The organism is Streptomyces sp. NPDC047974 (assembly GCF_040653375.1).
Taxonomy (GTDB): domain Bacteria; phylum Actinomycetota; class Actinomycetes; order Streptomycetales; family Streptomycetaceae; genus Streptomyces.
Genome location: NZ_JBEZNU010000025.1, coordinates 77996 through 102053, shown reverse-complemented (window position 1 = coordinate 102053; position 24058 = coordinate 77996). Strand labels below are relative to the sequence as shown.

General features: G+C 72.1%; 26 protein-coding genes and 1 pseudogene. 16 read left to right on the top strand and 11 right to left on the bottom strand.

The features are described 5' to 3' along the window. The first annotated feature begins 23 nt into the window (after window positions 1–23). Complete coding sequence (locus AB0E19_RS29485) at window positions 24–551, top strand: SRPBCC family protein (protein WP_362185231.1); 528 nt, start codon at window positions 24–26, stop codon at window positions 549–551. A 10-nt stretch (window positions 552–561) separates the two neighbouring features. Here AB0E19_RS29485 and AB0E19_RS29480 read toward each other — a convergent pair whose 3' ends face one another. The 5 genes from AB0E19_RS29480 to AB0E19_RS29460 all read right to left on the bottom strand — a co-directional run bounded on the left by AB0E19_RS29480 (window position 562) and on the right by AB0E19_RS29460 (window position 5928). Beyond that, window positions 562–2094 (bottom strand): hypothetical protein, encoded by a 1533-nt coding sequence (locus tag AB0E19_RS29480; protein ID WP_362185230.1) that lies wholly within the window; start codon window positions 2092–2094, stop codon window positions 562–564. A gap of 4 nt (window positions 2095–2098) precedes the next feature. Continuing rightward, window positions 2099–4159: a hypothetical protein gene (locus tag AB0E19_RS29475; RefSeq protein ID WP_362185229.1), complete on the bottom strand. Its 2061-nt coding sequence runs from the start codon at window positions 4157–4159 to the stop codon at window positions 2099–2101. A gap of 96 nt (window positions 4160–4255) precedes the next feature. Next, the gene (locus AB0E19_RS29470) at window positions 4256–5167 is read right to left on the bottom strand and encodes a 2-oxoglutarate and iron-dependent oxygenase domain-containing protein (RefSeq protein WP_362185228.1); all 912 of its coding nucleotides are present in this window, start codon (window positions 5165–5167) and stop codon (window positions 4256–4258) included. Then, window positions 5160–5612, bottom strand: a complete 453-nt coding sequence (locus tag AB0E19_RS29465; protein WP_362185227.1) for a nucleoside deaminase — start codon at window positions 5610–5612, stop codon at window positions 5160–5162. The genes AB0E19_RS29470 and AB0E19_RS29465 overlap by 8 nt, the downstream gene beginning before the upstream one ends. Window positions 5613–5643: 31 nt before the next feature. Beyond that, entirely contained in the window at window positions 5644–5928 is a 285-nt protein-coding gene (locus tag AB0E19_RS29460) for a winged helix-turn-helix domain-containing protein (RefSeq protein WP_362185226.1), read from the bottom strand. A 150-nt stretch (window positions 5929–6078) separates the two neighbouring features. Here AB0E19_RS29460 and AB0E19_RS29455 point away from each other — a divergent pair, with 150 nt between their 5' ends. Both AB0E19_RS29455 and AB0E19_RS29450 read left to right on the top strand, forming a co-directional pair. Continuing rightward, window positions 6079–6237 carry a hypothetical protein gene (locus AB0E19_RS29455; RefSeq protein ID WP_362185225.1) on the top strand — a complete coding sequence of 53 codons (159 nt, stop codon included), beginning with the start codon at window positions 6079–6081 and terminating at the stop codon, window positions 6235–6237. Continuing rightward, window positions 6234–6572 carry a hypothetical protein gene (locus AB0E19_RS29450; protein WP_362185224.1) on the top strand — a complete coding sequence of 113 codons (339 nt, stop codon included), beginning with the start codon at window positions 6234–6236 and terminating at the stop codon, window positions 6570–6572. Before AB0E19_RS29455 ends, AB0E19_RS29450 begins: the two co-directional genes overlap by 4 nt. Window positions 6573–6993: 421 nt before the next feature. On the opposite strand, the gene AB0E19_RS29445 is transcribed toward AB0E19_RS29450, so the two are convergent. Further along, window positions 6994–7617 carry an NAD(P)H-dependent oxidoreductase gene (locus AB0E19_RS29445; protein WP_362185223.1) on the bottom strand — a complete coding sequence of 208 codons (624 nt, stop codon included), beginning with the start codon at window positions 7615–7617 and terminating at the stop codon, window positions 6994–6996. A 187-nt stretch (window positions 7618–7804) separates the two neighbouring features. Here AB0E19_RS29445 and AB0E19_RS29440 point away from each other — a divergent pair, with 187 nt between their 5' ends. After that, the gene (locus tag AB0E19_RS29440; protein ID WP_362185222.1) at window positions 7805–8725 is read left to right on the top strand and encodes a DMT family transporter; all 921 of its coding nucleotides are present in this window, start codon (window positions 7805–7807) and stop codon (window positions 8723–8725) included. On the opposite strand, the gene AB0E19_RS29435 is transcribed toward AB0E19_RS29440, so the two are convergent. After that, window positions 8637–9524 carry a LysR family transcriptional regulator gene (locus AB0E19_RS29435; protein WP_362185221.1) on the bottom strand — a complete coding sequence of 296 codons (888 nt, stop codon included), beginning with the start codon at window positions 9522–9524 and terminating at the stop codon, window positions 8637–8639. The genes AB0E19_RS29440 and AB0E19_RS29435 overlap by 89 nt on opposite strands. A 64-nt stretch (window positions 9525–9588) precedes the next feature. Continuing rightward, window positions 9589–9993: a PLD nuclease N-terminal domain-containing protein gene (locus AB0E19_RS29430; RefSeq protein WP_362185220.1), complete on the bottom strand. Its 405-nt coding sequence runs from the start codon at window positions 9991–9993 to the stop codon at window positions 9589–9591. Window positions 9994–10083: 90 nt separating this feature from the next. Between AB0E19_RS29430 and AB0E19_RS29425 the strand changes: the two genes are divergently transcribed. The 3 genes from AB0E19_RS29425 to AB0E19_RS29415 are packed head-to-tail and all read left to right on the top strand — an operon-like array spanning window position 10084 to window position 13134. Continuing rightward, window positions 10084–11541 (top strand): menaquinone biosynthesis decarboxylase, encoded by a 1458-nt coding sequence (locus AB0E19_RS29425; protein WP_362185219.1) that lies wholly within the window; start codon window positions 10084–10086, stop codon window positions 11539–11541. Next, entirely contained in the window at window positions 11538–12440 is a 903-nt protein-coding gene (gene mqnP, locus AB0E19_RS29420; protein WP_362185218.1) for a menaquinone biosynthesis prenyltransferase MqnP, read from the top strand. The genes AB0E19_RS29425 and mqnP overlap by 4 nt, the downstream gene beginning before the upstream one ends. Window positions 12441–12450: 10 nt before the next feature. Next, a complete protein-coding gene (locus tag AB0E19_RS29415) occupies window positions 12451–13134 on the top strand; it encodes a UbiX family flavin prenyltransferase (protein WP_362185217.1) in 684 nt (227 codons plus the stop codon). Here AB0E19_RS29415 and AB0E19_RS29410 read toward each other — a convergent pair. Beyond that, a complete protein-coding gene (locus AB0E19_RS29410) occupies window positions 13131–13256 on the bottom strand; it encodes a hypothetical protein (protein WP_360609572.1) in 126 nt (41 codons plus the stop codon). The two genes, AB0E19_RS29415 and AB0E19_RS29410, sit on opposite strands and share 4 nt — an antisense overlap. Window positions 13257–13391: 135 nt before the next feature. Between AB0E19_RS29410 and AB0E19_RS29405 the strand changes: the two genes are divergently transcribed. Continuing rightward, window positions 13392–13847 (top strand): Lrp/AsnC family transcriptional regulator, encoded by a 456-nt coding sequence (locus tag AB0E19_RS29405; protein ID WP_128976305.1) that lies wholly within the window; start codon window positions 13392–13394, stop codon window positions 13845–13847. A gap of 92 nt (window positions 13848–13939) precedes the next feature. Continuing rightward, window positions 13940–15103: an aminofutalosine synthase MqnE gene (gene mqnE, locus AB0E19_RS29400; RefSeq protein ID WP_362185255.1), complete on the top strand. Its 1164-nt coding sequence runs from the start codon at window positions 13940–13942 to the stop codon at window positions 15101–15103. 55 nt (window positions 15104–15158) lie between these two features. On the opposite strand, the gene AB0E19_RS29395 is transcribed toward mqnE, so the two are convergent. After that, window positions 15159–16043 (bottom strand): AraC family transcriptional regulator, encoded by an 885-nt coding sequence (locus AB0E19_RS29395; protein ID WP_362185216.1) that lies wholly within the window; start codon window positions 16041–16043, stop codon window positions 15159–15161. Between the two features lie 117 nt (window positions 16044–16160). Further along, the gene (locus AB0E19_RS29390) at window positions 16161–16694 is read right to left on the bottom strand and encodes a GNAT family N-acetyltransferase (RefSeq protein ID WP_362185215.1); all 534 of its coding nucleotides are present in this window, start codon (window positions 16692–16694) and stop codon (window positions 16161–16163) included. 196 nt (window positions 16695–16890) lie between these two features. Here AB0E19_RS29390 and AB0E19_RS29385 point away from each other — a divergent pair, with 196 nt between their 5' ends. From AB0E19_RS29385 to AB0E19_RS29355, 7 genes and pseudogenes are all read left to right on the top strand, one after another. Beyond that, window positions 16891–17157, top strand: a complete 267-nt coding sequence (locus AB0E19_RS29385) for a DUF4229 domain-containing protein (RefSeq protein ID WP_362185214.1) — start codon at window positions 16891–16893, stop codon at window positions 17155–17157. A 93-nt stretch (window positions 17158–17250) separates the two neighbouring features. After that, on the top strand, window positions 17251–17796 hold the full coding sequence (locus AB0E19_RS29380) for a UTRA domain-containing protein (protein WP_362185213.1): 546 nt from the start codon (window positions 17251–17253) through the stop codon (window positions 17794–17796). A 413-nt stretch (window positions 17797–18209) separates the two neighbouring features. After that, window positions 18210–19520, top strand: coding sequence for a dicarboxylate/amino acid:cation symporter (locus AB0E19_RS29375; protein WP_362185212.1), 1311 nt, complete (start codon window positions 18210–18212; stop codon window positions 19518–19520). A gap of 192 nt (window positions 19521–19712) precedes the next feature. Continuing rightward, window positions 19713–19829, top strand: a pseudogene (locus tag AB0E19_RS29370) (IS607 family transposase); the annotation flags it as partial. An 8-nt stretch (window positions 19830–19837) separates the two neighbouring features. Further along, window positions 19838–21289, top strand: coding sequence for an IS607 family element RNA-guided endonuclease TnpB (tnpB, locus tag AB0E19_RS29365; protein ID WP_362185211.1), 1452 nt, complete (start codon window positions 19838–19840; stop codon window positions 21287–21289). 140 nt (window positions 21290–21429) lie between these two features. Continuing rightward, entirely contained in the window at window positions 21430–22053 is a 624-nt protein-coding gene (locus tag AB0E19_RS29360; RefSeq protein ID WP_362185254.1) for a TetR/AcrR family transcriptional regulator, read from the top strand. A gap of 189 nt (window positions 22054–22242) precedes the next feature. Further along, window positions 22243–24051 carry an AMP-dependent synthetase/ligase gene (locus AB0E19_RS29355; protein WP_362185253.1) on the top strand — a complete coding sequence of 603 codons (1809 nt, stop codon included), beginning with the start codon at window positions 22243–22245 and terminating at the stop codon, window positions 24049–24051. Window positions 24052–24058 lie beyond the last annotated feature (7 nt).

The window sequence follows — 24058 nt, the reverse complement described above, 5'->3', positions numbered from 1 at the left end:
CCTCGGGGGGCCACGCTGGAGGTATGAGCGAGATACCCCGGGGCAGGAGCGAGACCCACGACGGCGACACGCACCTGCTGCGGTACGTGATCGAGCTGCCGCACCCCCAGGCGGTGGTGTGGGAGAAGGTCGCCTCGCCGGAGGGGCTGCCCTCCTGGCTCTGCGCGGCGGACCCGCTGGAGCCGAGGCTGGACGGGAGGGTCACCCTCCGCTGGCTGAACGGCGACACCGAGGTCTCCGGGCGGGTGACCGCCTGGGACCCCGACCACGTGGCCGAGTACACGGTCGACGCCCCGCACGGACGGATCCGGTTCCATCTGGAACCGGACGCCGGCGGGGCGTCGACCGTGCTGCGTTTCACCAACGAGTTCCGGGGCGACCGGGACCTGCTCCTCGACTGCCTGGCCGGCTGGCACGACCACTTCGAGCGGCTGCGGGACGCGCTGGACGGCCGTCCGACGGACTGGCGGCAGTGGACCACCGGCCGCTGGAGCGAGCTGCGCGAGCTGTACGCCCAGGACACGGCGCGCTGGCCCAAGTGGGTGCCGTAGGGGACGCGGTCTATCCCTTCTTCGGCGGCAGGCAGCTCGTCGCCGGGGATTCGCCCTCGGGCCAGGCGGTCTGGACGAAGCGCTGGGTGCCGTCGGCGGCGAGTTCCACGATGGGCACGGCCTTGTTGTACGGGTTGCCGTGGTTGTCGAGGCAGATCCAGCCGCTCGCGCCCTGGACCCGCAGCGAGCCCTTGACCTGCGGCCACTGGGTGCCGACGTCGGCGAGCTCCGGGTAGGGGGCGTTCGCGGGGGTGGCCTGGCGGATGGCGTGGACGGCCGTCGCCATCGCGTCGTACGCGATGATCGCCTGCCCGTCCCGGAGCGGGATCGGCCGGGGGTCGGCGCGGGCGATGTCGGTGAGGAAGGTCTGGAAGGCGACGACCGAGCCGCCGGTCGTCGGCACCGGCCTGCCCGGTGCGGGCCTCCAGGCGTCGGGATGGGCGAGCGCGGCGTACCGGACGGTCAGCTTCTTGCCGAGGGCCGCGCGGTTCAGCTTCTCGTCGGCGCCGAGGTACGAGCCCTCGTCGCCGGTCAGGACGGTGAAGGCCCGGTCGGCGCAGCCGCGGGAGCCGAGCGCGTTGATGAACTGGCGCAGCTGGGTGTGGCGGCCGGCGAAGAAGACGGTCTCGGCGCGGGTGTCGCAGATCAGGTGGGTGATCTGGCGGAAGGTGTTGGCGGTGGTGCCCTCCTCGGTGTTGTCCTTCGGCGAGGTGTAGAGCTGCGGCTCGTAGGGGGCGCCCTTGAGGGACTCGGCGAAGGCGGTCCGCAGGGTGTCGATGTAGTGGTCGCCGGTGCGGGAGTCCTGGACGAGGATCGCGCGGGCCGCGTCGACCCGGCCGAAGTCGGCGAGGGCCCGGGCCTCGTCGCTGTTGGTGGGGGAGACCCGGGCGAGGCCGGGGAAGCGGTCGCGGCCGGGGCCGTTGGCGAGGTCGTCGGCGGTGATGGTGGTGCCGACGACGGCGATCCCCGCGCCGGTGAGGGCGGTGACCGCCTCCCGTACCTCGGCGGAGGAGGTCGCGACGCCGGAGACGGCGCGGAGCCGGTCGGGGGCGCCGGTCATGGTGACGAGCCGGTCGACGACCGTGCGCCAGTGGGCGTTCCTGTTGCCGGTGTTGGCGAGGACGAGCCGGATCTTCGGGGTCTCGCTGTTCGACTCGTGGTTGGCCCGGTACTGGTAGGCGTACGCGCCCTGGAGTTCGCGGAGGATCTTCTCCCGGGTGCCGGAGTCGGTGGCGGTGATCGGGAGCAGCACGGCGACGGTGGCGTACTCGCCGGCCTTGAGGGTGGCGTTCTCGCGCCCGATGGCGCCGGTGATGGCGGCGAGGGCGGGGACGCCGAAGGCGTGGCCGTCCCCGTTCACGCCGACGCACTCCCCGCTGCCGGAGGGCCGTTCCACGCCGGCGGCGCAGGAACGGTCCTCCGGCTGGAGGAGCCGCACCAGGCCCCAGCCGCCGAGGCCGGCGACGAGGGCGGTCGCGAGGAGCACGGTGAGGAGCTTCTGCCGGGGCGTCCAGAAGAAGCGGCGGCGCAGCCGGTCGAACATCGCGTCAGACTCCGTCCTCGCGCCCGGGCGGCAGCGACAGCTCCCGCCAGGCGCGGATGTCCCGCGGCCAGTGCCCGGCCGCGTCCCACAGTGGACCGCTGCCCGTGAGGTGACGGCCGGAGAGCCGGCGCAGCTCGTACGCGAGCCGGGCGGCGACCTCCTCGTCGGGCAGCGCGAGCGGATCGGTGAGCAGCCATACGGCGTGCAGCAGCCGCCGTACGGAGAGGTGCAGTTCGGCGGCGTCGGGGCCGAGCCCGTCGGGCAGCGCCGGGGCGGCCTCCTGGCCGAGGGCGACGGCCCGGCGCGGGTCGGGGCCGGTGCGGCCCCGCTCGCGCGGGTAGGGGGCGGCGGCGACGAACCGCAGCAGGCCGAGCCAGCCGAGGACGTCGGGGCCGGGGAAGGTGAGCCGGAGGTGGGCGACGGCCTCGGCGGTGTCGCCGAGCGCCAGGTCGTGGTGGAGCCGGTGCGGCCCCGGCTGGGGTCCGTAGTGGCGGCGGAGGGTCTCGTGGACGGCCCGCCAGGCCGAGTACTGCGGATGGTCGGCGTCCTCGAAGCGGAGCCGGTGCAGCAGCAGGGAGCGCAGCAGCGGGTCGCCGACGAAGTGGCCGGGGTGGTCGGTCCAGTGCTCGGCGCGGAGCCGGTCGCGGACGCGGAGGGCGACGTCGCCGTCGAGGGACTCGGCGGCGAGCCGGGCCTGCGCGAGGCGGCGGGCGGAGTCCTCGTCGTGGGCGGCGGCGAGGACCGCGTACGGCCCCGGTCGGGGCACCGGCAGCAGGGCGGCGAGGAGGGCGGGGGCGACGGGCAGGGGCGCGGCGTCCTCGCGGAGCTCCACGGTCCGGTCCAGGAGCCCGCCGGGGGTGAGGCGGGCGCGGTCGGCGGCCGGGGTCTCGCCGGCCGCGCGGGCGAGCAGGTCGACGCCGAGCGGACGGCCGCCGGTGAGCCGGTGGACGGCCCGGGAGAGCGTGGCGGGGGCGCTGCCGGCCGGGTCGTGGCGGTCGAAGGCGGCGCGGGTCTGGGTGGGGGTGAGCGGGGTCAGCTCGACGGCGAGGAGGCCGGAGCCGACCCGCCCGGTGCGCGGGCAGGGGGCCTGGTGGGCGGTCTCGGGCAGCCGGAGGCGGGTGGCGTGGCGCAGCGCCTCGTGCTCGCGCAGCCGGGAGGCGGCGAGGACGACGGTGTGGTCGCGGCGGCCGTCGGAGCGGGCCCGCAGAATCGGTTCGACCACGGCGCGGCCCACGAGCTCGTGGGCGTTGTCCAGGAGGATCAGGGGTCTTCCGACGCGGCTGCCGCGGCGCAGCCCGGTGTAGGCGCGGAGCAGGTCCTCGGTGAGGGTGAGGACGAGGAAGGCCTCGGCCTCCTCGCGGCGCGGCCCGCCCTGCGCGAAGTCGACGGCGAGCTGCTGGAGGCCGGCCCGGCCGCGCCCGCCGGCGTTGCGATAGCCGCCGAACCATTCCTCGGGCGCCTTCTTGAAGCGGTTGAAGAACTCGTCGACGACCGTCTCGACGGTGGCCTCCGCGACGAGCCCGGCGAAGGGAGCGCCGGCCTCGGCGGCGGTGCCGGCGAGCTTGGCGAGCACCCGGCCGACCCAGGCGGCGGCGGCCGCGCGCCCGGCGTCGACGGTGGCGAGCAGCGGCCCGAGGCGTAACAGGTCGCGGCGGGCCCGCTCGTCGTCCTCCCGCGTCCAGCCGACCGAGGTGACGGCGACGAGCCCGAGCGCGAGCCGCGGAAACGGTACGGCTCTGACGGCGTCGGCCTTCCGCCCGAGCTGCACCGAGAGCTCCGCGAGCGCGCCGGTGACCGGGGACCAGCCGGCCCCGTGGTCGGCCGGCTCCTCGACGTGGGCGCAGTCGAGCAGGGCGAGCGGGGTGAAGTCGCGGTAGCGGTTGCGGACTTCCTTGAGCAGCACGGTCTTGCCCATGCCGCGTCCGCCGGTGAAGACGGTGACGGGCGGGTCGTCGCCGTGCTCGAAGGGCACCCGCCCCTGGCCGTTCGGCCCGAGCCCGATGAGCCGCGCGGCCAGTCCGCGAGGATCCAGGACCGCCTCGCGGCCGTACAGCTCTCTGTCCACCCGCCACCCCCGTCGCAGTGAACTCCAGGATAACGACGGCGTGTTGGGAACAGGAGGGAACTGGAACGCCTTTTCGGGACCGTTGCCGAAGTGTCGTCACTCCGTGGCGATCGCGTCGAGCTGCGCCCGCAGATACCGGTGGGACTCGATGCCGTGGATCGTGGTGCCGGGGGTGCACTCGTAGAAGTACACCAGCGACATCAGCTCCTCGTCGGGCGCGTCGGCGGGCGGCGGCAGCACCCGGTGCCGTCCGGACCGCCACCGGCCGCCCGTCCAGCCCGCCATCAGGTCGCCGATGTTGACGGTGAAGGCGGCGGGGTCGTACGGCGCGTCCCGCCAGCCCCCCGCCTCGGTGAAGACCTGCAGCCCGCCCTTGCCGTGCTGCCGGTCGAGGACGGTGACGGTCCCGAAGTCGGTGTGCGGCCCGATCCGGAACTGCCCCGGCTCCGGCGCGCCGGTCCGCTCCTGCCCCGGGTACCAGTTGATGTTGAACCCGAAGGTGGGGTGCCCGGTGTGCCGCGTGAAGAAGTCCCGCTCCTCGCCGAGCGCCACCCCGAGCAGGTCGAGCACCCGGTCCGACAGCGCCTTCATCTGCGCGAGATACGTCTCCACCAGCGGCTTCAGCTCCGGCACCTCGGCGGGCCAGAGGTTCGGCAGGAACCACTCGGCGTCCACGGCGGGGTCGCCGGTCGGCTCCTCGGCGGCGAAGGACAGCGACTCCTTCAGGTCGGGCGGGGTGGCGGTCCCCTCCGCGTACCCGTTCGCCTCCGCCCCCGGCCCGAGCCACCCCCGCCCGCCGACCCGCACGGCGTACGGCTCCTTGACGGCGGCGGGGAGATGGAAGAAGGCGCGGGCGCTCTCGCGGATCGCGGCCGGCAGCGCGGGGTCCACCCCGTGCCCGGACACGAGCAGGAACCCGGCCTCGCGCAGCGCCCGGTCGACGGCGGGGAGCTGTGGCGCGGGGTCGCGGGCGAGGTCGATGGTGGGCAGCTGCGCGGTGTCAGTCACGGCCGATGTCCTCGTTCCAGAGGGTGGGGTGGGCGGCGATGAACTCGCGCATCAGCGCGACGCACTCGGCGTCGTCGACCACGACGACCTCGACGCCGTGCCGCGCGAGCCACTCCTGGCCGCCGCGGAAGGTCCGGTCCTCCCCGATCACGACCCGCGAGATCCCGAACTGCCGCACGAGCCCGGAGCAGTACCAACAGGGGGACAGGGTGGTGACCATCGTCGTCCCCCGGTACGAGCGCTGCCGCCCGGCGTCCCGGAACGCGGCGGTCTCGGCGTGCGCGGACGGGTCCCCGTCCTGCACCCGCCGGTTCCGCCCCCGCCCGAGCAGCGCGCCGTCGGCGCCGTAGAGCGCGGCGCCGATCGGCACCCCGCCCTCGTCCCGTCCGGCACGGGCCTGGTCGACGGCGGTGCGGAGCCACCGGCGGGCCTGGTCCTGGTCCATACGGGGAGCCTTCCCCGGCGGACCGGGCGCATCACACCTCGCGCCGACTCGCGTCCGTCGGGAGCGGGTCCGCGACGAAGGTGCCCTTGCCGTGGACGGTCAGGATCAGGCCGCGCTCGCGCAGAACCGAGGCGGCGCGGCGGACAGTGAGATAGGCGACCCCATACTCCGTGGCGAGGTCCCGCTCGGCGGGCAGACGGGCGCCGGGAGCCAGCTCGCCGGCCGCGATCCGCGCGGCGATGTGATCGGCCACCGCGACGTACACCAGCTGGGGGCCCTGGGGGTTGAACTCGGGGATCTGTCCGCTGTCGGTCACACGGCCAACGTAAGCACCGAAGATCTGTGCGAACCATTGATGAGCTATGCAGAGCTATACATGCCTTATAGGGTCGTGTGACGTGAAGACCCCGGCGAGGTGGCTAGACCTCCCGGGGCATGGCCACCAACTATCAACGGAGTTGATGACGTGCGGAACCTTATCGCGCACGCCCTGATCCCCTTCCTCCCTCTGCTCCTCTGGCTGCTCACGCCGGCGGCGCAACGCCGCCGCCGGTGGACCTTGTGGCTGGCCACGGTCGGCGTCGACCTCGACCGCCGGAACATCCACGCCGGAGCCGCCCGATGAGCCGCTGCGGGGCCCGGCGGTCCGTGTACGCCGTCGCGGAGGTGGTCCGGCCCGTGTGGGGCGGGTCCGTCTGCGTCCTCGACGTGGGCCATGACGGCCTGCACCGCGACCGCGCGGGCGACGGCTGGTGGGTGACGCCGGAGGTCGCCGACGCCGTGACCGTCTCCCTGCTCGCCCGCGCCCTCGCGCCGGAGCCCGAGCCCGAGTTCCGCTCGCCGCGCTGCATCGTCGGCCGCCACGACCGCTGCCGCGACCACGCGCCCCGCGACAGCGGTGTACCGGGGGTGCGGTACCTCGTGTGCGAGTGCGCCTGCCATACGGGCGGCCAGGCATGAGGGGGCATGCTCCGCGCCGGCTGGATACGCCGGCCGAGGCACCCCTGCTGGAGGGCATGGTGACGCCACAGGCCGACCACGCCGGAGAACTCATCCCCCGCCCCGAGCCGGGTGTCGGGCTCGTAGTCCCACCGCTTCACGTGCAACGGCTCCGCGCCCTTCTCCGGCGGCTGCATCCGGGGGGCCTGGGGGCCGTCACAGCCCTCCAGGGCAGGAGGGCTGTGAGGGAAGGCGTAGACGCCGCCGGGCGTCAGGCGCGCGTGGACCAGCGGCAGCAGTCGACTACGAGGACCCCGCCGAGCTGCCCGGCCGGCGTCGGAAGCGGCCCACGGCGTTCCTGTGGCCCGAGTCCGGGGGAAGGGAGTGGCTGGTCCCTCCGGACTCGGTGGTGCCGGAGGAGTAGGCCCCTTCCCTCCCCGCCTCACGCCACCGTCACGCCCCCCGCCTCCTCGTACGCGAACAGGGCCGGCGGGGTGTCGTTCTCGAAGAAGGTCTTCGCGCGGATGAGGGCCTGTTCGTCGGCGCGGATGCGGCCGGGGCGGGAGGCGGTGCCCAGGAGGACGCCGCCGAAGCGCATGCGGAGGTAGGCGGCGGAGTTGTGGAGGGCGGTGGTGAGGCCGTCCGCGACGACGTGGTGTTCGTGGGACAGGGCCGTGACGCCCCACAGGGTGCGGCCCGCCATGCGCTGCTTGAAGTCGGAGTCCGGGAGGTTCAGCCAGCCGGACCAGTAGTCGAGGTAGCGCTTGGTCTGGGCGGAGAGGGTGTACCAGTACAGGGGGGAGACGATGACGATGTCGGTGGCCTCCCGGGTGGCCTTCCACAGCTCCTCCTCGACCTCGCCCATGCGGTGCGCGGCGGTCTCGTGGCGGCCGTCCTGGAAGTCCGGGAGGTCGAGGGCGTTCAGGTCCACCCAGCGCTGCGGTGTCCCGGCGGGCAGGTGGGCGGCGGCTTCGCGGGCCAGGATCTCGGAGTTGCCGTCGGCGCGGGAGCTGCCGAGGACGAAGAGGAACGAGCGGTCCGAGCCGGGGTTCGCGTCGGGGGACATGGGGGCTCCTGGTTCGTGGGTGCGCACGGGCGGGGCGGCCGGGGCCGGTACCCCTGCCAACTAGTCGTCGTGCGCGGGTATTCCGCTTCCGCTGAAGAAGTCGATCGGATCTGCCGATGCGGGCCATCGGCAGGACGCCCCACTGGCCCGTGGACCCGTACGGGGCCGCGTCCGTAGCGTCGGCGGCATGAGAAACGAGACCAGGGGAACCCTCGAACTGACCCTCGCCATGGTGCTGTCGGGCACGCTCGGCGTCTTCGTCGTGGAGTCGGGCGCCTCGCCCTTCGAGGTCGTGTTCTTCCGGTGCCTCTTCGGGGCGGTCGCGCTCGGCCTCTACAGCCTGGCGCGGGGCTACTTCACCGGGCACGGCTTCACCGCGCGGTCCTTCGGACTCGCCGTCCTCGGCGGGGTGTTCATCGTCTTCAACTGGGTGTTCCTGTTCGAGGCCTACGCCGCCTCGTCCATCTCGCTCGCCACCGTCGTCTACCACACGCAGCCGTTCTTCCTCGTGCTGCTCAGCGCCTTCTTCCTGCGGGAGCGGATCCCCGCCGGGAAGGTGGCGTGGCTCGCCGTCGCCTTCGCCGGGCTCGTCCTCGTCTCCGGCGTACGGCCGGGGGACACCGCCTCCCTCAAGGGGCTCGGGTACGCGCTCGCCGCCGCCGTGCTGTACGCGCTCGCCACCTTCGTGACCAAGCGGATCGGCGGCGTACGGCCGCATCTGATCGCCCTCGTGCAGGTGGTGGCCGGGGTGCCGCTGCTGCTGCCGTTCGCCGACTTCGGGGCGGTCGCCGGGCTCGGCGCCGGGTGGGGGTGGCTGGCCGGGCTCGGGATCGTCCACACCGGGCTGATGTACGTGCTGATGTACGCCGCCTACGCCAAGCTGCCCACTCCGAAGATCGCCGTGCTCGCCTTCACCTACCCGGCGGTCGCGATGGTCGTCGACTGGGCGGTGTACGGGCACCACATCGGGCTCGTCCAGGCGCTCGGCGTCCCGCTGATCGTCCTCGCCAGCCTGAAGGTCACTCTCGCGCGAGCCGCCGCGCCTGCTCCACGAACAGCCGCACGTGTGCCGGAAGCCGCTTCCCCCGCCGCCACGCGAGCTGCGTGAAGAGCGTGAACGGCGGCTCCCAGCCCAGCGCCGCCAGCGCCCCGGACGCCAGTTCCTCCTGGACGGTGATCCGGGGCAGCAGCGCGATCCCGAGCCCGGACGCCACCGCCCGCTTGCTCGCCTCGATCGTCCCGAACTCCAGGAAATCCGGCCGGGACGTCCCCGCCCCCGCCCCCGCCAGCTCCGCCTCGAAGAGGTCGCGGTAGGCGCAGCCCGGCTCGGTGCCCACCAGGGCGGTGCCCGCGAGATCGGCCGCGGCCAGTCCCGTACGGCCCACGAGGGCGTGGTCCGGGGCGGCCACCAGGGCCAGCGGCTCCGGCGCCAGGACCTCCGTCTCCAGGCCGTCGTGCTCGGTCTCCGCCTCCATGAGGAAGCCGAGGTCGTACGTGCCCTGCCGCAGCGCCTGCCGCGTCGCGTCGCCGAGCGTGGGCCGCAGGGCCAGGCGGACGGCCGGGTACCGGTGGTGGACGTACTCCAGGAGCGGCGGGAGCCGGTAGGTGGTGAGGGACTCCATGGTCCCGATGGTGATCGTCCCGGCGGCCTCCCCGGCGGCGACCGCGGCCCGCGCCTCCTCGGCGAGCTCGGCCATGCGGCGCGCGTACGGCAGCAGCCGCTCGCCGGCCCCGGTCAGCCGGATGCGGCCGCCGAGCCGCTCGAAGAGTTCCGTGCCGAGGGCCGTCTCCAGGGCCTTGACCTGCGAGGTCACGCTGGACTGGGCGTAGCCGAGCTCGGCGGCGGCGCGGGTGAAGGAGAGGACTTCGGCGACCTTCTCGAAGGTCGCGAGGAGCCGCAGCTCCATCAGGCGGACTTCGCCGCGCGGGAGCGGGCTCGGGTGTGGGCTCGGGAGCGAGTGCGGGAGCGGCTCACGCGTCCTTCTCCCCGTCGCCCTCTTCGCGGCGCTTCAGCTCGTCCTCGCGGCGGCGCAGATCCGCCTCCCAGTCCTCGAACAGGGCGTCGTCCCGCTCCTTCTGCTCCGCGGCCTCCGCGGCCTTCTCGTCGGAGAGGGACTTCAGGAATTCGGGGTTGTCGTCCGGCGCCACCCAGCCGCCGCGGCCGCCGCGCCCGCCCCGGGCGCCGCCGGCCGTGGTCCGCCGGGCCTTGCCCGCGAAGATCCACACGATCGGCCCGACGATCCAGAACAGCAGGATGATGATCACCCAGACCACCTTGGGCAGGTGCTTGACCTCGTCCTCGGGGGTGTTCAGGCAGTCGATGAAGGCATAGATCGTCAGCGCCAGTGGCAGGATGAACATCAGTGCCCTGAGCATGTGGAGCAGCCCCCTGGAAGCGGTGGCGGGGGCGCGTCGAGTCGGCCCCGGTGACAAGTCCAGCGTAGCCGGTGACCGATACTTGCCCGTATGGCTTACGACGATCTCCGCTCGCTGCTCAGGGCCCTGGAGCGCGAAGGCGACCTCAAGCGCATCAAGGCCGAAGTCGACCCGTACCTGGAGGTCGGGGAGATCGTCGACCGCGTGAACAAGGCGGGAGGCCCGGCGCTGCTCTTCGAGAACGTGAAGGGCTCCGCGATGCCGCTCGCGATGAACGTGTTCGGCACGGACCGGCGGCTCCTCAAGGCCCTCGGCCTGAAGTCGTACGAGGAGATCAGCGAGAAGATCGGCGGGCTGCTCAAGCCGGAGCTGCCGCACGGCTTCGTCGGCGTCCGGGAGGCCTTCGGCAAGCTGGGCTCGATGGTCCACGTGCCGCCGAAGAAGGTGAAGTCCGGCGACGCGCCCGTGCAGGAAGTGGTCCTGACCGGCGACGACGTCGACCTCGACCGGCTGCCCGCGCTCTTCACCTGGCCCAAGGACGGCGGCTCCTTCTTCAACCTGGGCCTCACCCACACCAAGCACCCCGAGACCGGCGTGCGGAACCTGGGCCTGTACCGGCTCCAGCGGCACGACAAGCGCACCATCGGCATGCACTGGCAGATCCACAAGGACAGCCGGAACCACTCCGCGGTCGCCGCCGAGCGCGGCGAGCGGCTGCCGGTCGCGATCGCCTTCGGCTGCCCGCCGGCCGTCACGTACGCCTCCACCGCCCCGCTGCCCGGCGACATCGACGAGTACCTCTTCGCCGGCTTCGTGCAGGGCAAGCGGATCGAGATGGTCGACTGCAAGACCGTGCCGCTCCAGGTCCCGGCGAACGCCGAGGTCGTGATCGAGGGCTGGCTGGAGCCGGGCGAGATGCTGCCGGAGGGGCCGTTCGGCGACCACACCGGCTTCTACACCCCGCAGGAACCGTTCCCCGCGCTGAAGATCGACTGCGTCACGATGCGGAAGCGTCCGCTGCTCCAGTCGATCGTGGTCGGCCGGCCGCCGACCGAGGACGGGCCGCTCGGCCGGGCGACGGAGCGGTTCTTCCTGCCGCTCCTCAAGATCATCGTGCCGGACATCGTCGACTACCACCTGCCGGAGTCGGGCGGCTTCCACAACTGCGCGATCGTCTCGATCGACAAGAAGTACCCGAAGCACGCGCAGAAGGTCATGCACGCCATCTGGGGCGCCCACATGATGTCGCTGACCAAGCTGATCATCGTGGTCGACAAGGACTGCGACGTGCACGACCTGCACGAGGTGTCCTGGCGGGCCCTCGGGAACACCGACTACGCCCGCGACCTGACCGTCGTCGAGGGCCCGGTCGACCACCTCGACCACGCCTCCTACCAGCAGTTCTGGGGCGGCAAGGCGGGCATCGACGCCACGAAGAAGCTGCCGGAGGAGGGCTACACCCGGGACGGCGGCTGGCCGGACATGGTGGAGTCGGACCCGGCGACGGCGGCCCTGGTGGACCGCCGCTGGAAGGAGTACGGGCTGTGACCACGGCCGCGGTCCCGGGTGCCCAGCCCGGGCGTACCAAGGCGTTCCTCAGGCTCGTGATGATCGAGCACTCGGTCTTCGCCCTGCCCTTCGCCTACATCGCCTCGCTCACCGCGATGTTCCAGCTGGACCGGAGCATCGACTGGTGGACGCTCTTCCTGGTCACGGTGTGCATGGTGGGGCTGCGGACCTTCGCCATGGCCTGCAACCGGATCATCGACCGCGAGATCGACGCGCGTAATCCGCGCACCGCCCAGCGCGAGCTGGTGACGGGCGCGGTGTCGGTGCGGTCGGCGTGGACCGGCGCCGGGATCGCGGTCGTCGTCTTCCTCGGCGCCGCCGCGCTCCTCAACCCGCTCTGTCTGGCGCTGGCGCCGCTGGCCGTCATCCCGATGGTCGTCTACCCGTACGGCAAGCGGTTCACGAACTTCCCGCACGCGATCCTCGGCCTCGCGCAGGCGATCGGCCCGATCGGCGCCTGGCTCGCGGTGACGGGGGAGTGGTCGTGGGACGCGGTCATCCTGGGGCTCGCGGTCGGCATCTGGATCGGCGGCTTCGACCTGATCTTCGCCTGCCAGGACGTGCAGGCGGACCGGGCGCACGGCGTGATGTCGGTGCCGGCCCGCTTCGGCATCCCGGCGGCGCTGTGGGGCGCCCGCGCCTCCGCCGTCGTCACCACGGGGCTGCTGGTCTGGTACGCGCTGGCCACGGACGCGGGCCTGTTCTTCTGGGTCGGCCTGGTGATCGTCGTGGCGGCCTTCTGCTACGAGCACTCCCTCGTGAAGCCGCACGACCTGTCCCGGCTCAACCGTGCCTTCTTCACGACGAACGGGTTCATCGGCATCAGCCTCTTCGTCTGCGCCCTCCTCGACCTGCTGGTCCGAGGGCTCACCCTCTAGGCTCGGCGCCATGGACGACGGCAAGCGCACCCCGTGGGTCGTGGGGGTTTCCGGGGCGTCGGGGACGCCGTACGCGGCTTCCGTGCTGCGGGGGCTGCTCGCGGCGGGGGAGAGCGTCGACCTGATCGTCTCGCGGGCCTCGCGGCTGACGCTGCTCGACGAGACGGGGATCGGCTTCCGGGACGCGCACTGGCGCGAGGACCTGGCGGCGTGGCTGGCGCGCGGCGCGGACGGGAAGCCGGACGCGTACGGCGACGTGGACGTCAGCGACGTGCGGTACTGGGCGGCGGGCGACCTGGCGGCGGGGCCGTCCTCGGGGTCGTACCCGGCGAAGGGGATGCTGATCGTGCCGGCCTCGACCGCCGCGGTGGCGGGAGTGGCGCTCGGTCTGTCGAAGGACCTCTTGCAGCGGGTGGCGAGCGTGACGCTCAAGGAGCGGCGTCCGCTGGTCGTCGCGGTGCGGGAGACCCCGCTGAGCGGTCAGACGCTGAAGCAGATGGTGGCGCTGGACGAGGCGGGCGCCGTGGTGCTGCCCGCCTCTCCGGCGTTCTACGCGGGGGCGACGCACATCCAGGACCTGGTGGACTTCGTCGCCGGGCGGGTGCTCGACGCGGCAGGGGTGCCGCACGGGCTGTACCGCCGGTGGCGGGGGGAACTCGGAGGCGGAGCTCCGGGGGTCCCCCGTGCCGGTTAGCGCTTCTTCGCGGCCTTCTTCACGGCCCGCTTCGAAGCGGTGGTGGGCTGGTGGGCACGCGAGCGGTTGGCCAGGTCCTGCAGCTCGCGCATTCGGGCGTAGGCCATCTCGATCGTGTACACGGTGTTCTCACTCCTGAAAGATCGTCGTTGATCCGTCTTTGATCCACTGAAAGATTCGCAGGGTGTTGGCCCTGCATGCCTTAGATTCTACACCTAAACTTGCGGTATCGCTGGACAATGGAAGGTCGTATACCTATGGACGCCGTGGACAGGCAGCTCATCCAGGCCCTGCGCGAGAACGGCCGCGCCTCGTACGCCGAGCTGGGACGGCTCGTCGGGCTCTCCGGCCCCTCCGTCACCGACCGGATCAACCGCCTGGAGGCGGCCGGGGTCATCACCGGCTACCGCGCCACCGTCGACGCCGCCTCGCTCGGCCTCGGCGTCACCGCCCTCATCGGCATCTCCCTCTCCGACGCCGCCGACCACGAGGACGTGGCCCGCCGGCTGAAGGACCTCGCCGAGATCGAGGACTGCTGGTTCATCGCCGGCGACGACTCCTTCATGCTCAAGGTCCGCGCCAACGACGTCGACGGACTGGAGAAGACCATCCGCCGCCTCTCCGGCACCAAGGGCGTGTCGAGGACCCGGACGACGATTGTGCTCTCCACCAAGTGGGAGAACCGGGTCGGGGACCTGCCCGAAGAGGCCTGACGCGAAGCGGCAATGGGGGTGCCTCCCGCCCGAAGGGTGGGGGAGTACGGTGGGCGAAGCCTGATTTCGTCGGATACATGGGAGGCGGCCGCATGGACGCGGGGCTCAAGCGTGAGCTGGAGCAGAAGGTGCTCGCCGGTGAGCGGCTGAGCCGTGAGGACGGCATCGCCCTCTACGACTCCGACGACCTCGCCTGGCTCGGCGGGCTGGCCCACGAGGTCAGGACCCGCAAGAACGGCGACGTGGTCCACTTCAATGTCAACCGGCATCTGAACATGACCAACGTCTGCACCGCCTCCTGCGCCTACTGCTCCTTCCAGCGCAAGCCGGGCGAGAAGGACGCGTACACGATGCGCATCGAGGAGGCCGTCCGCCTCGCCAAGGCGATGGAGAGCGAGAACCTCACCGAGCTCCACATCGTCAACGGGCTCCACCCCAACCTGCCCTGGCGGTACTACCCCCGGTCGCTGAGCGAGCTGAAGAAGGCGCTCCCGAACGTCTCGTTGAAGGCCTTCACCGCCACCGAGATCCACCACTTCGAGACCATCTCGGGCATGTCGGCCTCCGACATCCTCGACGAGCTCATCGAGGCGGGCCTGGAGTCGCTGACCGGTGGCGGTGCCGAGATCTTCGACTGGGAGGTCCGGCAGCACATCGTGGACCACCGCACCCACTGGGAGGACTGGTCCCGGATCCACCGGCTCGCCCACTCCAAGGGTCTGAAGACCCCCTCGACGATGCTGTACGGGCACATCGAGGAGCCGCGCCACCGCGTCGACCACGTGCTGCGGCTGCGGGAGCTCCAGGACGAGACCGGCGGCTTCCAGGTCTTCATCCCGCTGCGCTACCAGCACGACTTCGTGGACATGCAGGACGGCAAGGTCCGCAACAAGCTGCAGGCGCGGACGACGATGGCGACCGGCGCGGAGGCCCTGAAGACCTTCGCGGTCTCCCGGCTGCTCTTCGACAACGTGCCGCACGTCAAGGTCTTCTGGGTCATGCACGGCGTGCAGACCGCGCAGCTGGCGCTCCAGCACGGCGCGGACGACATGGACGGCTCGGTGGTCGAATACAAGATCACGCACGACGCCGACAACTACGGCACGCCGAACAAGCTCACCCGCGACGACCTGCTGGAGCTGATCCGCGACGCCGGCTTCCGGCCGGTCGAGCGCAACACCCGGTACGAGATCATCCGCGAGTACCCGGGCCCGGACGAGGGGCGGCGGGAGTCGCCGCAGCCGATGCGGGTCTGACGTCCCGAGCACGCGGAACGGCCCGGCGGGGGATCCCCCGCCGGGCCGTTCCGCGTCACGCCGCCGTGTGCTCCACCGGGATCCACAGCTCCGCCGCCGCCGTCCTCCAGTCCTCCGCCGGGCGGACCGAGAGGATCTCGGGGCCGGGGCGGCTCCGGTACGGGTTCGAGGGGAACCACTGGGTGAAGACGTCCCGCCAGAGGTGCTGGAGCGCCTGCGGGTAGGGACCCTCGCTCTCGAAGACGGCCCAGGTGCCGGCGGGGACGAGGAGGCTCTCGTCCTGCTCCGGCCGCTCCGGCTCCCCGCGCTCCTCCGGTCCGGTGACCGCGCCGTACCAGTGGTCGAGCTCCACGCCCTCCTCGCGGCTGTCGGTGAGGTGGACGACGGCGGAGACGAGTCCGGTGGGCGCCCCGGCCGAGAGGCCCGTGAGCCGGTCCAGGGTCTCCCGGCCGAGCCCCCGGATCTGCGCGGCGATCGCCGGGTTCTCGCCCTCGTGGACGAGCGGGACCCGGGCCCTGCTGCCCGTGATCCGGAAGGCGCCCCTGGCCTCGGTGCGGTACTTCATGCTGCTGTTCCCTTCGACGACGAGGCGGAAGGACATGCGCGGCTGGGCGGTGAGCGCGACGCCGGCGCGGCGGGCCTCGCCGGGCCCGATGCCGTGGACGGCGCGGAACGCGCGGGCGAACGCCTCCCCGGAGCCGTAGCCGTACCGGACGGCGATCTCCAGGAGCGTCCGCTCCCCGGCGAGCACCTCGGCGCCGGCGACGGTGAGCCGCCTGCGCCGCACGTACTCCGACAGCGGCATCCCCGCGAGGGCGGAGAAGAGCCGCCGGAGGTGGTACTCGGACGTCGCGGCGATCCGGGCCAGCTCGGCCGGGTCGAGGTCGCCGTCGAGGCGCTCCTCGATGCGGTCGAGGGCCTGGTTCAGTCCCTCCAGCAAAGTCCCTCCAGCACGGCCTGTCCTTCCTGTTTCCTGTGGTCCCCACCGTAGGAACGGGGTGCGGGCCCCGACCCGACAATCGATGCCCGATCGGGTCGGGTCGGGCGGTCGGGCGGGTCAGGCCAGGGGCAGCAGCATGACGATGTCGTCGCGGTCGTCGCCCGGGGCGACGCGGATGGCGCCGGGGACGCGCCCGACCTCCTTGTACCCGGCCCGGGCGTAGAAGGAGTCGACGCCGGTGCCGCCCCGGCAGGTGAGCCGGATCGCCTCGATCGCCTCGAAGCCGGGGGCGGTGCGGGCGGTGCGCTCGGCGGCCGCCATGAGGTCGAGACCGTACCCCTTGCCCTGGTGCTTCGGGTGGACCATCACCGTGTACAGCCACACCCAGTGGGTCATCAGGCGGTGGGTGTTGAACGTGAAGAAGGCGGTGGCGGCGACCTCCCCGTCCTCGTCCCGCCCGACCAGGAGCCGGGTGGTGCCCTGGACCATGGCGGCGAGGTGCGTGCGGAGGGCGGGGCGGATCTCCTCGGCGGTGACGGGCGGGACGAAGCCGACGGCGCCGCCCGCGTTGGAGACGTCGGCCCAGAGGGCGAGGACGCCGTCGGTCAGGGACGGGTCGACGGCCGGATCGGCCTCGAAGGTAAGGGTCATGAATGCATTTTATCTATTACCCCCTCCGGCCCTCAAGAGGCTTCCGCCCCTCGGACGCCCCGCCCGCCGGAGGCGGGCGTACCGGCCCCCGCCTCCGGCGGGCGCCCCTCCCCGTGCTTCACTGGGGGACGCTCGTCCCGTAATGGGAAGGTTCGGCACCCCGGAACCCCGGAACCTCGGAACGAAAGAGTGGGTCATGCTCCGCTACTCGCTGATGCGGCTCGGCATCTTCGCCGGGTGTTTCCTCGCCCTGTGGGGCCTCGTCTACGTCGGCGCGCTCCCGCGCGGCCTCGGCGACTCCAACCTCCTGTGGGTCCTGCTCCTCTCCATCGTCGTCTCGGCCCCCCTGAGCTTCGTCCTGCTCCGCAGGCAGCGCGACGACCTGAGCGCCGAGATCGTCGAGAAGGTCGACCGCGCCAAGGGCCGCCTCCACGAGAACCGCACCCGCGAGGACGCGCTCTAGGCCGAGCCGGCCCCGCGCCTGGTGTCGTCCCGCCGCGGGCGGGGGCGATGTCGTCGGCGACCCCGGACCGTCCGGTGGAGGTGAGGTAGGGACATGGCGGGCGATGCGTGGATCAGTGAAGCCGCGCCGTACCTGGCCCCGCGTGAGTCCGGGCAGAGTGACGCGTGGACCGACGAGGCCGCTCGCCGGGGGCGTCGTGGTGGACAGAGGCTTCTCCACGCCGGTGAGGTGGAGGCTCCCGAGGTCGTGCGGGCGGCCCTCGGGCTGTCCGTCGGCGAGCGGGTGGTCGTGAGGCGGCGGCTGATCCTGCTGGACGACCTTCCCGTGGAGCTGGCCGACTCCTACTACCCCGTCTCCGTCGCCGGCGGCACGCCGCTGGCGGAGCCGCGCAAGGTGCCCGGCGGCGCCGTCACCCTGCTCAAGGAGCTGGGGTACGTCGGTGCCGAGGTCGTCGAGGACGTGAGTGCCGGTCTGGCCGTCGAGGAGGAGCGCGTACACCTCGGGCTCGCCGAGGGGAGTGCCGTACTCCGGCTGCTGCGGCTGACGCGGACCGCCGACGGGACGCCCGTGGAGGCGGCCCTGATGGTCATGCCGGACGGCAGGCACCTGACGTACCGGCTCGGGAAGCGAGGCGCGTGATGGCGGCGCACCGGTACCGGCTGTCCGTGGTGGACGAGGAGATGTAGGGGCCGCGTAAGGTTCCTCACAGATCGAGCGCCCCTGGTGTGAGCCGTACGGCTCACACCAGGGGTGTTTGTGTTTCGGCCCAGAGTGGCCGGTTCCTGGTCTCAAAGAAGGGCTTTGAGGTTCTCAAAGTTCAAGTGTTAACGTATCGGCCATGACGACAGCAGAGCGCTACCTCGACGCCGCGGGCATCCCGCTCGTGGCGCGCCTGCACGTCGATCTCTGCCGCTGTATGTCCGCGGCCTGTTGTCGCCGCGAGTCCTGAGGCCCCGGCCTCCCCGGCAGCATGCAGCGGCGCCCCGCGCGAGAGCGCGAGAGAGTGCCGCACCCCTTCCGTATTCCCCGATACGCATCAGTGGAGTGTGTCCGTGTCCGCGTCCGCGTCCGCCACCGAGGCCAAGCCCTCGTCCCGGATACCCAAGTTCCCCTTCTGGGCCCAGATCGTCGCCGGTCTGGTCCTCGGCGTCCTGCTCGGCTGGATCGCCCGGAGCCAGGACGTCGCCTGGCTGAAGGAGACCCTGATCCAGGTCGGCGGCATCTTCGTCCAGCTGCTGAAGCTGGCCGTCGCCCCGCTCGTGTTCTTCGCGATCCTCGTCTCGATCACCAACCTCCGGAAGGTCAACAACGCGGCCCGCCTCGCCGCCCAGACCCTCCTCTGGTTCATGATCACCTCGCTCGTCGCGGTCGCCATCGGCATCACGATCGGCCTGGTCACCAACCCCGGCGCCGGCACCGGCCTCACCCCGGCCGACGGCAAGGCCCCCGAGGGCCAGGGCAGCTGGATCGACTTCCTCACCGGCATCATCCCGACGGACGTCATCACGCCCTTCACCGAGCTGAACGTCCTCCAGATCGTCTTCATGGCCGCCGTCGCCGGCATCGCCGCCCTCCAGCTCGGCGAGAAGGCCCAGCCGATCCTCTCCCTCTCCGAGTCGATCCTGGAGCTGCTCCAGAAGGCCCTGTGGTGGGTCATCCGCCTCGCCCCGATCGGCACCGCCGGCCTCATCGGCAAGGCGATCGTCAACTACGGCTGGGACCTCCTCGGCAAGTACGCGACCTTCACCGCCGACGTCTACATCGGCTGCGCCCTGGTCCTCTTCGGCGTCTACCCGCTGCTCCTCGCGACCGTCGCCAAGGTGAACCCGGTCCAGTTCTTCAAGGGCGCCTGGCCCGCCATCCAGCTGGCCTTCGTCTCCCGCTCCTCGGTCGGCACCATGCCGGTCACCCAGCGCGTCACGGAGCGCCTCGGCGTCCCGAAGGAGTACGCCTCCTTCGCCGTCCCGTTCGGCGCCACCACCAAGATGGACGGCTGCGCCGCGATCTACCCGGCGCTCGCCGCGATCTTCATCGCGCAGATCTTCGACGTCCAGCTGGGCATCAAGGAATACCTGCTCATCGCCTTCGTCTCGGTGATCGGCTCCGCCGCCACCGCCGGCCTCACCGGCGCCACGGTCATGCTGACGCTGACCCTCTCCACCCTGGGCCTCCCGCTGGAGGGCGTCGGCCTGCTCATGGCGATCGACCCGATCCTCGACATGATCCGGACCGCCACCAACGTCGCCGGCCAGGCGCTCGTCCCGGTGATCGTCTCCGCCCGCGAGAAGATCCTCGACCGCGAGAAGTACGACACCGTCACCGCCTCCCCTGTGAACGACCGGGAGCCGGCGCTCGCGGCTTGAGCGGGCTCTGTGGAGGCCTTCGTGTCACCCCCCGTCCGGGTCCGGGCGGGGGGTGACTGCTGCTACGAATGTTCTATCTGTTCATAGTCGTACCGGGTCGTTCATCTTGTTGATGTGAGGCTTTCGGAGTGGGCGCGTCGGCAGGGTGTGTCGTCCGTCGAACGGAGGGAAGGTCCGGACCGGCAGGCGGCCCGGGTCCTGTCCGATCCGGACGCGGCCGTGATCGTGACGGAGCCCCGGGACCGGCTGGCACGATGCGGTGTCGAGTGCCTCGAAGCCGCCCTGTCGGCGTCGGGGCGGCGGCTGGTCTTCCTCGGGTGAAGAAGTTCAAGGCGCAGCCCGGTTTCGTGGTGCAGGCGTTCCGGTTCGCGCTGGATCCGAACGCGGCTCAGGAGCGGGCGTTGCGTTCGCACTGCGGTGCTGCGCGGGCGGCGTACAACTGGGCCGTGAGCTGGGTGACCGCGTCGTGGTGGCAGCGCAGGGCCGAGGAGACGTACGGCGTGCCCGAGGCGGAGCTGACGCCGTGGCGGCCGTGGTCGCTGCCCTCGCTGCGGAAGGCGTTCAACGCCGTCAAGCAGGACGATCCGCGTTTCGCCGGCTGGTGGGAGGAGAACTCCAAGGAGGCGTACAGCACCGGCCTGGCCAACGCGGCCGCGGCGTTCGACAACTATGCCAAGTCGAAGAACGGCAAGCGGCGCGGCAAGAAGAGGGGCCCGCCCCGGTTCAAGGTGAAGCGGAAGGCGCGTCTGGCCTGCCGGTTCACCACTGGCACGATCCGTGTCGAGGGTGACAGCCGGCACGTGACGCTGCCGAGGCTCGGTGCGATCCGCACCCACGAGCCCACCGGCAGCCTCCTCGCGCGCGTCCAGGCCGGGACCGCGCGCATTCTGTCCGCCACGGTCCGGCACGAGTGCGGACGCTGGTTCGCCTCCTTCCAGGTCGAGGCCAAACGGGACCTGGTCCGTGTCGCCCGCCCCGAAGCCGCCGTGGGGGTTGATCTCGGTGTGAAGTCCCTGGCGGTGCTGGCCGACAGCACGGGCGAGATCCGCACCGTGCCCAACCCCCGGTACTACGACCAGGCACTGAAACCGCTGCGCAGGGCCTCCCGTACCGTGTCCCGCCGCCAGGGGCCCGACCGCCGTACCGGCCGCAAGCCGTCGAAGCGGTGGGAGAAAGCCAACGCGGCCCGCAACAAGGTCCACCACCGGGTGACGAACCTCCGCGCGGATGCCCTGCACAAGCTCACCACCGCGCTGGCCGCCGAGTACGGCACCATCGTGATCGAAGACCTCAACGTCGCCGGAATGCTGAAGAACCGGCGCCTGGCCCGCCGGATCGCCGACGTCGGGTTCGGCGAGATCCGTCGCCAGCTCACCTACAAGACCCGCCAACGACACGGCACCCGCCTTGTGGTCGCCGACCGCTGGTATCCGTCCTCCAAGTCCTGTTCCGGCTGCGGCGCGGTGAAAGCCAAGCTGCCGCTGCACGTCCGGACCTACGAGTGCGACGTCTGCGGCCTGGTCATCGACCGGGACGACAACGCCGGACTCAACCTCGTCGCCCTCGCGGCGACCCGCAGTACCGGTACCGGAGTGGCCGGAGACCGGGACACCCCCGTGGTGTCGAAGCCTCGTGGAGCCGACCAGAAGACCCGCACCACCCGCCGCGGCCGCAAGGCCACGGTGGGGCGGGCAGACGGCGCGATCCCCGCCCCACGCGGGAAGGAAACGAGAGACCGTACTCAAACCGAAGCCCTCACGCTCTGGTGACGAGACGGACCTTCCGGGCCGAAATTCCCGGAATGCCGAGACCCGACTACGGTCTTGGTGACGGCACGTAGGCTTTCGCGGGCAACTCGGTAATCGATCTTGGAAGCAGGGCGGAGAGACGCGTGGCGGGGACCAAGAGGCTGCCTCGGGCCGTGCGCGAGCGGCAGATGATGGACGCCGCCGTGACGTGCTTCGCACGGCAGGGGTACCAGGCGGCCTCGATGGACGAGATCGCCGAACTGGCGGGCGTGTCCAAGCCGCTCGTCTACCTGTACCTGAACTCCAAGGAGGAGCTCTTCACCGCCTGCATCCGGCGGGAGGCCCAGGCGCTGCTCGCGGCCGTCGCCGAGGCCGAGGCCGTGGCCGACGCGTCCGCGCCGCCGGACGAGAGGCTGTGGGCGGGACTCCTCGCCTTCTTCGGGCACGCCGCCGACCACCCCGACGCCTGGGCCGTGCTCAGCCGGCACGCGCGCACGCAGGGCGAGCCCTTCGCGACCGAGGCGGCGCGGATGCGGGAGGAGATCACGGCCTTCGTGACCGGGCTGATCGACGGGGCCGCGCGGGCCGCGCACGGGCCGGTCGAGATCGGCGAGCGCGACGTGGCGGCGCTGGCGCAGGCGCTGGTGGGATCCGCCGAGTCGCTCGCGACCTGGGCCAACGAGACGCCGGGGGTGACGGCGCGGGAGGCGGCGGCCACCCTGATGAACTTCGCCTGGTCCGGGCTCGGAAACCTCATGAAAAACGAGCGCTGGTCTCCCCGTTGAGGCTTACCGCGCAGTAAGGTTACCGGCTAGTCAAAGACTGGTCCCCTGCTCCACGCACGTCCGCTCCACGCACGTCCGCTCCACGCACTTCTGCTCCACGACGTACGACCTTCGTTCATCGCGCAGACCGAGGAGCCGCCCGTGTCGACCGAGCTCGCCTTCCTCCGCGTCGACGGACGGGTACGGGAGGTGTCCGCGCCCGCGCTCGTGCCCCGGGTCGAGCGCGGTTCGCTCGCCGACCTGCCGTACGACAACGCCCGGCAGGAACCCGACGCCGTCGTCTTCTCCCGGAAGGACGGGGAGGGGAACTGGCGGGACGTCACCGCCGCCCGCTTCGCCGCCGAGGTGCACTCCGTCGCCAAGGGACTCGTCGCCCACGGGCTGCGCCCCGGCGACCGGCTCGCCCTGATGGCCCGCACCACCTACGAGTGGACGCTGCTCGACTTCGCCGCCTGGGCCGCCGGGCTCGTCACCGTCCCCGTCTACCCGACCTCCTCCGCCTTCCAGACCCGCTGGATCCTCCAGGACTCCGGCGCCGTCGCCTGCGTCGTCGAGGACGCCGGGCAGGCGCGGCTCGTCTCCGCCGAACGGAGCCGGCTGCCCGGCCTCAGCCACCTCTGGGTCCTCGACGCGGGGGCCGTGGAGCAGCTGCGGCAGGCCGGGGCGCGGGTCCCGGACGAGACGGTGACGGCCCGGCGAGGGCTGCTCACCCCGGACGTCCTCGCCACCCTCGTCTACACCTCCGGCACCACCGGCCGGCCCAAGGGCTGCGCCCTCACCCACGCCAACTTCTTCGCCGAGGTCGACAACGCGGTCAGGCTCCTCCACCCGGTCTTCGCCCCCGAGGGCGGCGAGCCGCCGTCCACCCTGCTCTTCCTGCCGCTCTCGCACGTCTTCGGGCGGATGGTGGCGGTGGGCTGCGTCCGGGCACGGGTACGCGTCGGGCACGCGCCGTCCGTGGAGGGCGAGGACCTCCTCGACGACCTGGCCGGCTTCCGGCCGACGTTCCTCCTCGCGATCCCGTACGTGATGGAGAAGGTCTACAACCGGGCCCGGGCCGTCGCCGAGCGCTCCGGGAAGGGTGCCGCCTTCGACCGGGCCGCGCGGACCGCCCGCCGCTTCGGGCGGACCGAGACGCCCTCGCTCTCGGTGCGGGCGGCGCGCGCCCTGTACGACCCGCTGGTCTACCGCCGGATCCGGGCGGCGCTCGGCGGGCGCGTGCGGTACGTGATCTGCGGCGGCTCGCCGCTGGGCGTGCGGCTCGCGGAGTTCTTCCGGGGCGCGGGCGTCGAGGTCTTCGAGGGGTACGGCCTGACGGAGACGACGGCCGCGTCGACCGTCACCCCGCCGCTCGCGCCGCGCACCGGCACCGTCGGGCTTCCGCTGCCCGGCACGGGGGTGCGGATCGCCGACGACGGGGAGGTGTGGCTGCGCGGCCCGCACGTCTTCGCCGGGTACTGGGACGCGCAGCGCGGCACCGCCGTCCCGTACACCGACGAGGGCTGGTTCCCGACCGGCGACCTCGGCTCGCTCGACGAGGACGGCTACCTCACCATCACCGGCCGCAAGAAGGACCTCCTCATCACCTCGGCCGGCAAGAACGTCGCCCCGGCGCCGCTGGAGGACTGGCTGCGCGCCCACCCGCTGGTCGCCCAGTGCATGGTGGTCGGCGACAACCGCCCGTACGTCACCGCGCTGATCACCCTCGACCACGAGGGGCTCGCCCACTGGCGGCGGATGCGGCAGAAGGACCACCTGGCGCTGTGGGAGCTGACGCGGGACACGGAGCTGCTCGCGGTGGTGCAGAAGGCGGTCGACGACGCCAACCGGCTCGTGTCCAGGGCCGAGTCCATCCGCGCCTTCCGCGTCCTGACCACCGAGTTCTCCGAGACCTCCGGCCATCTCACGCCCTCGCTGAAACTCCGCAGGCGGGCGGTGCTGCGGGACTTCGCGCGGGAGATCGAGGAGATGTACGGGACGGAGCACGCGTACGAGTAGGGCGCCC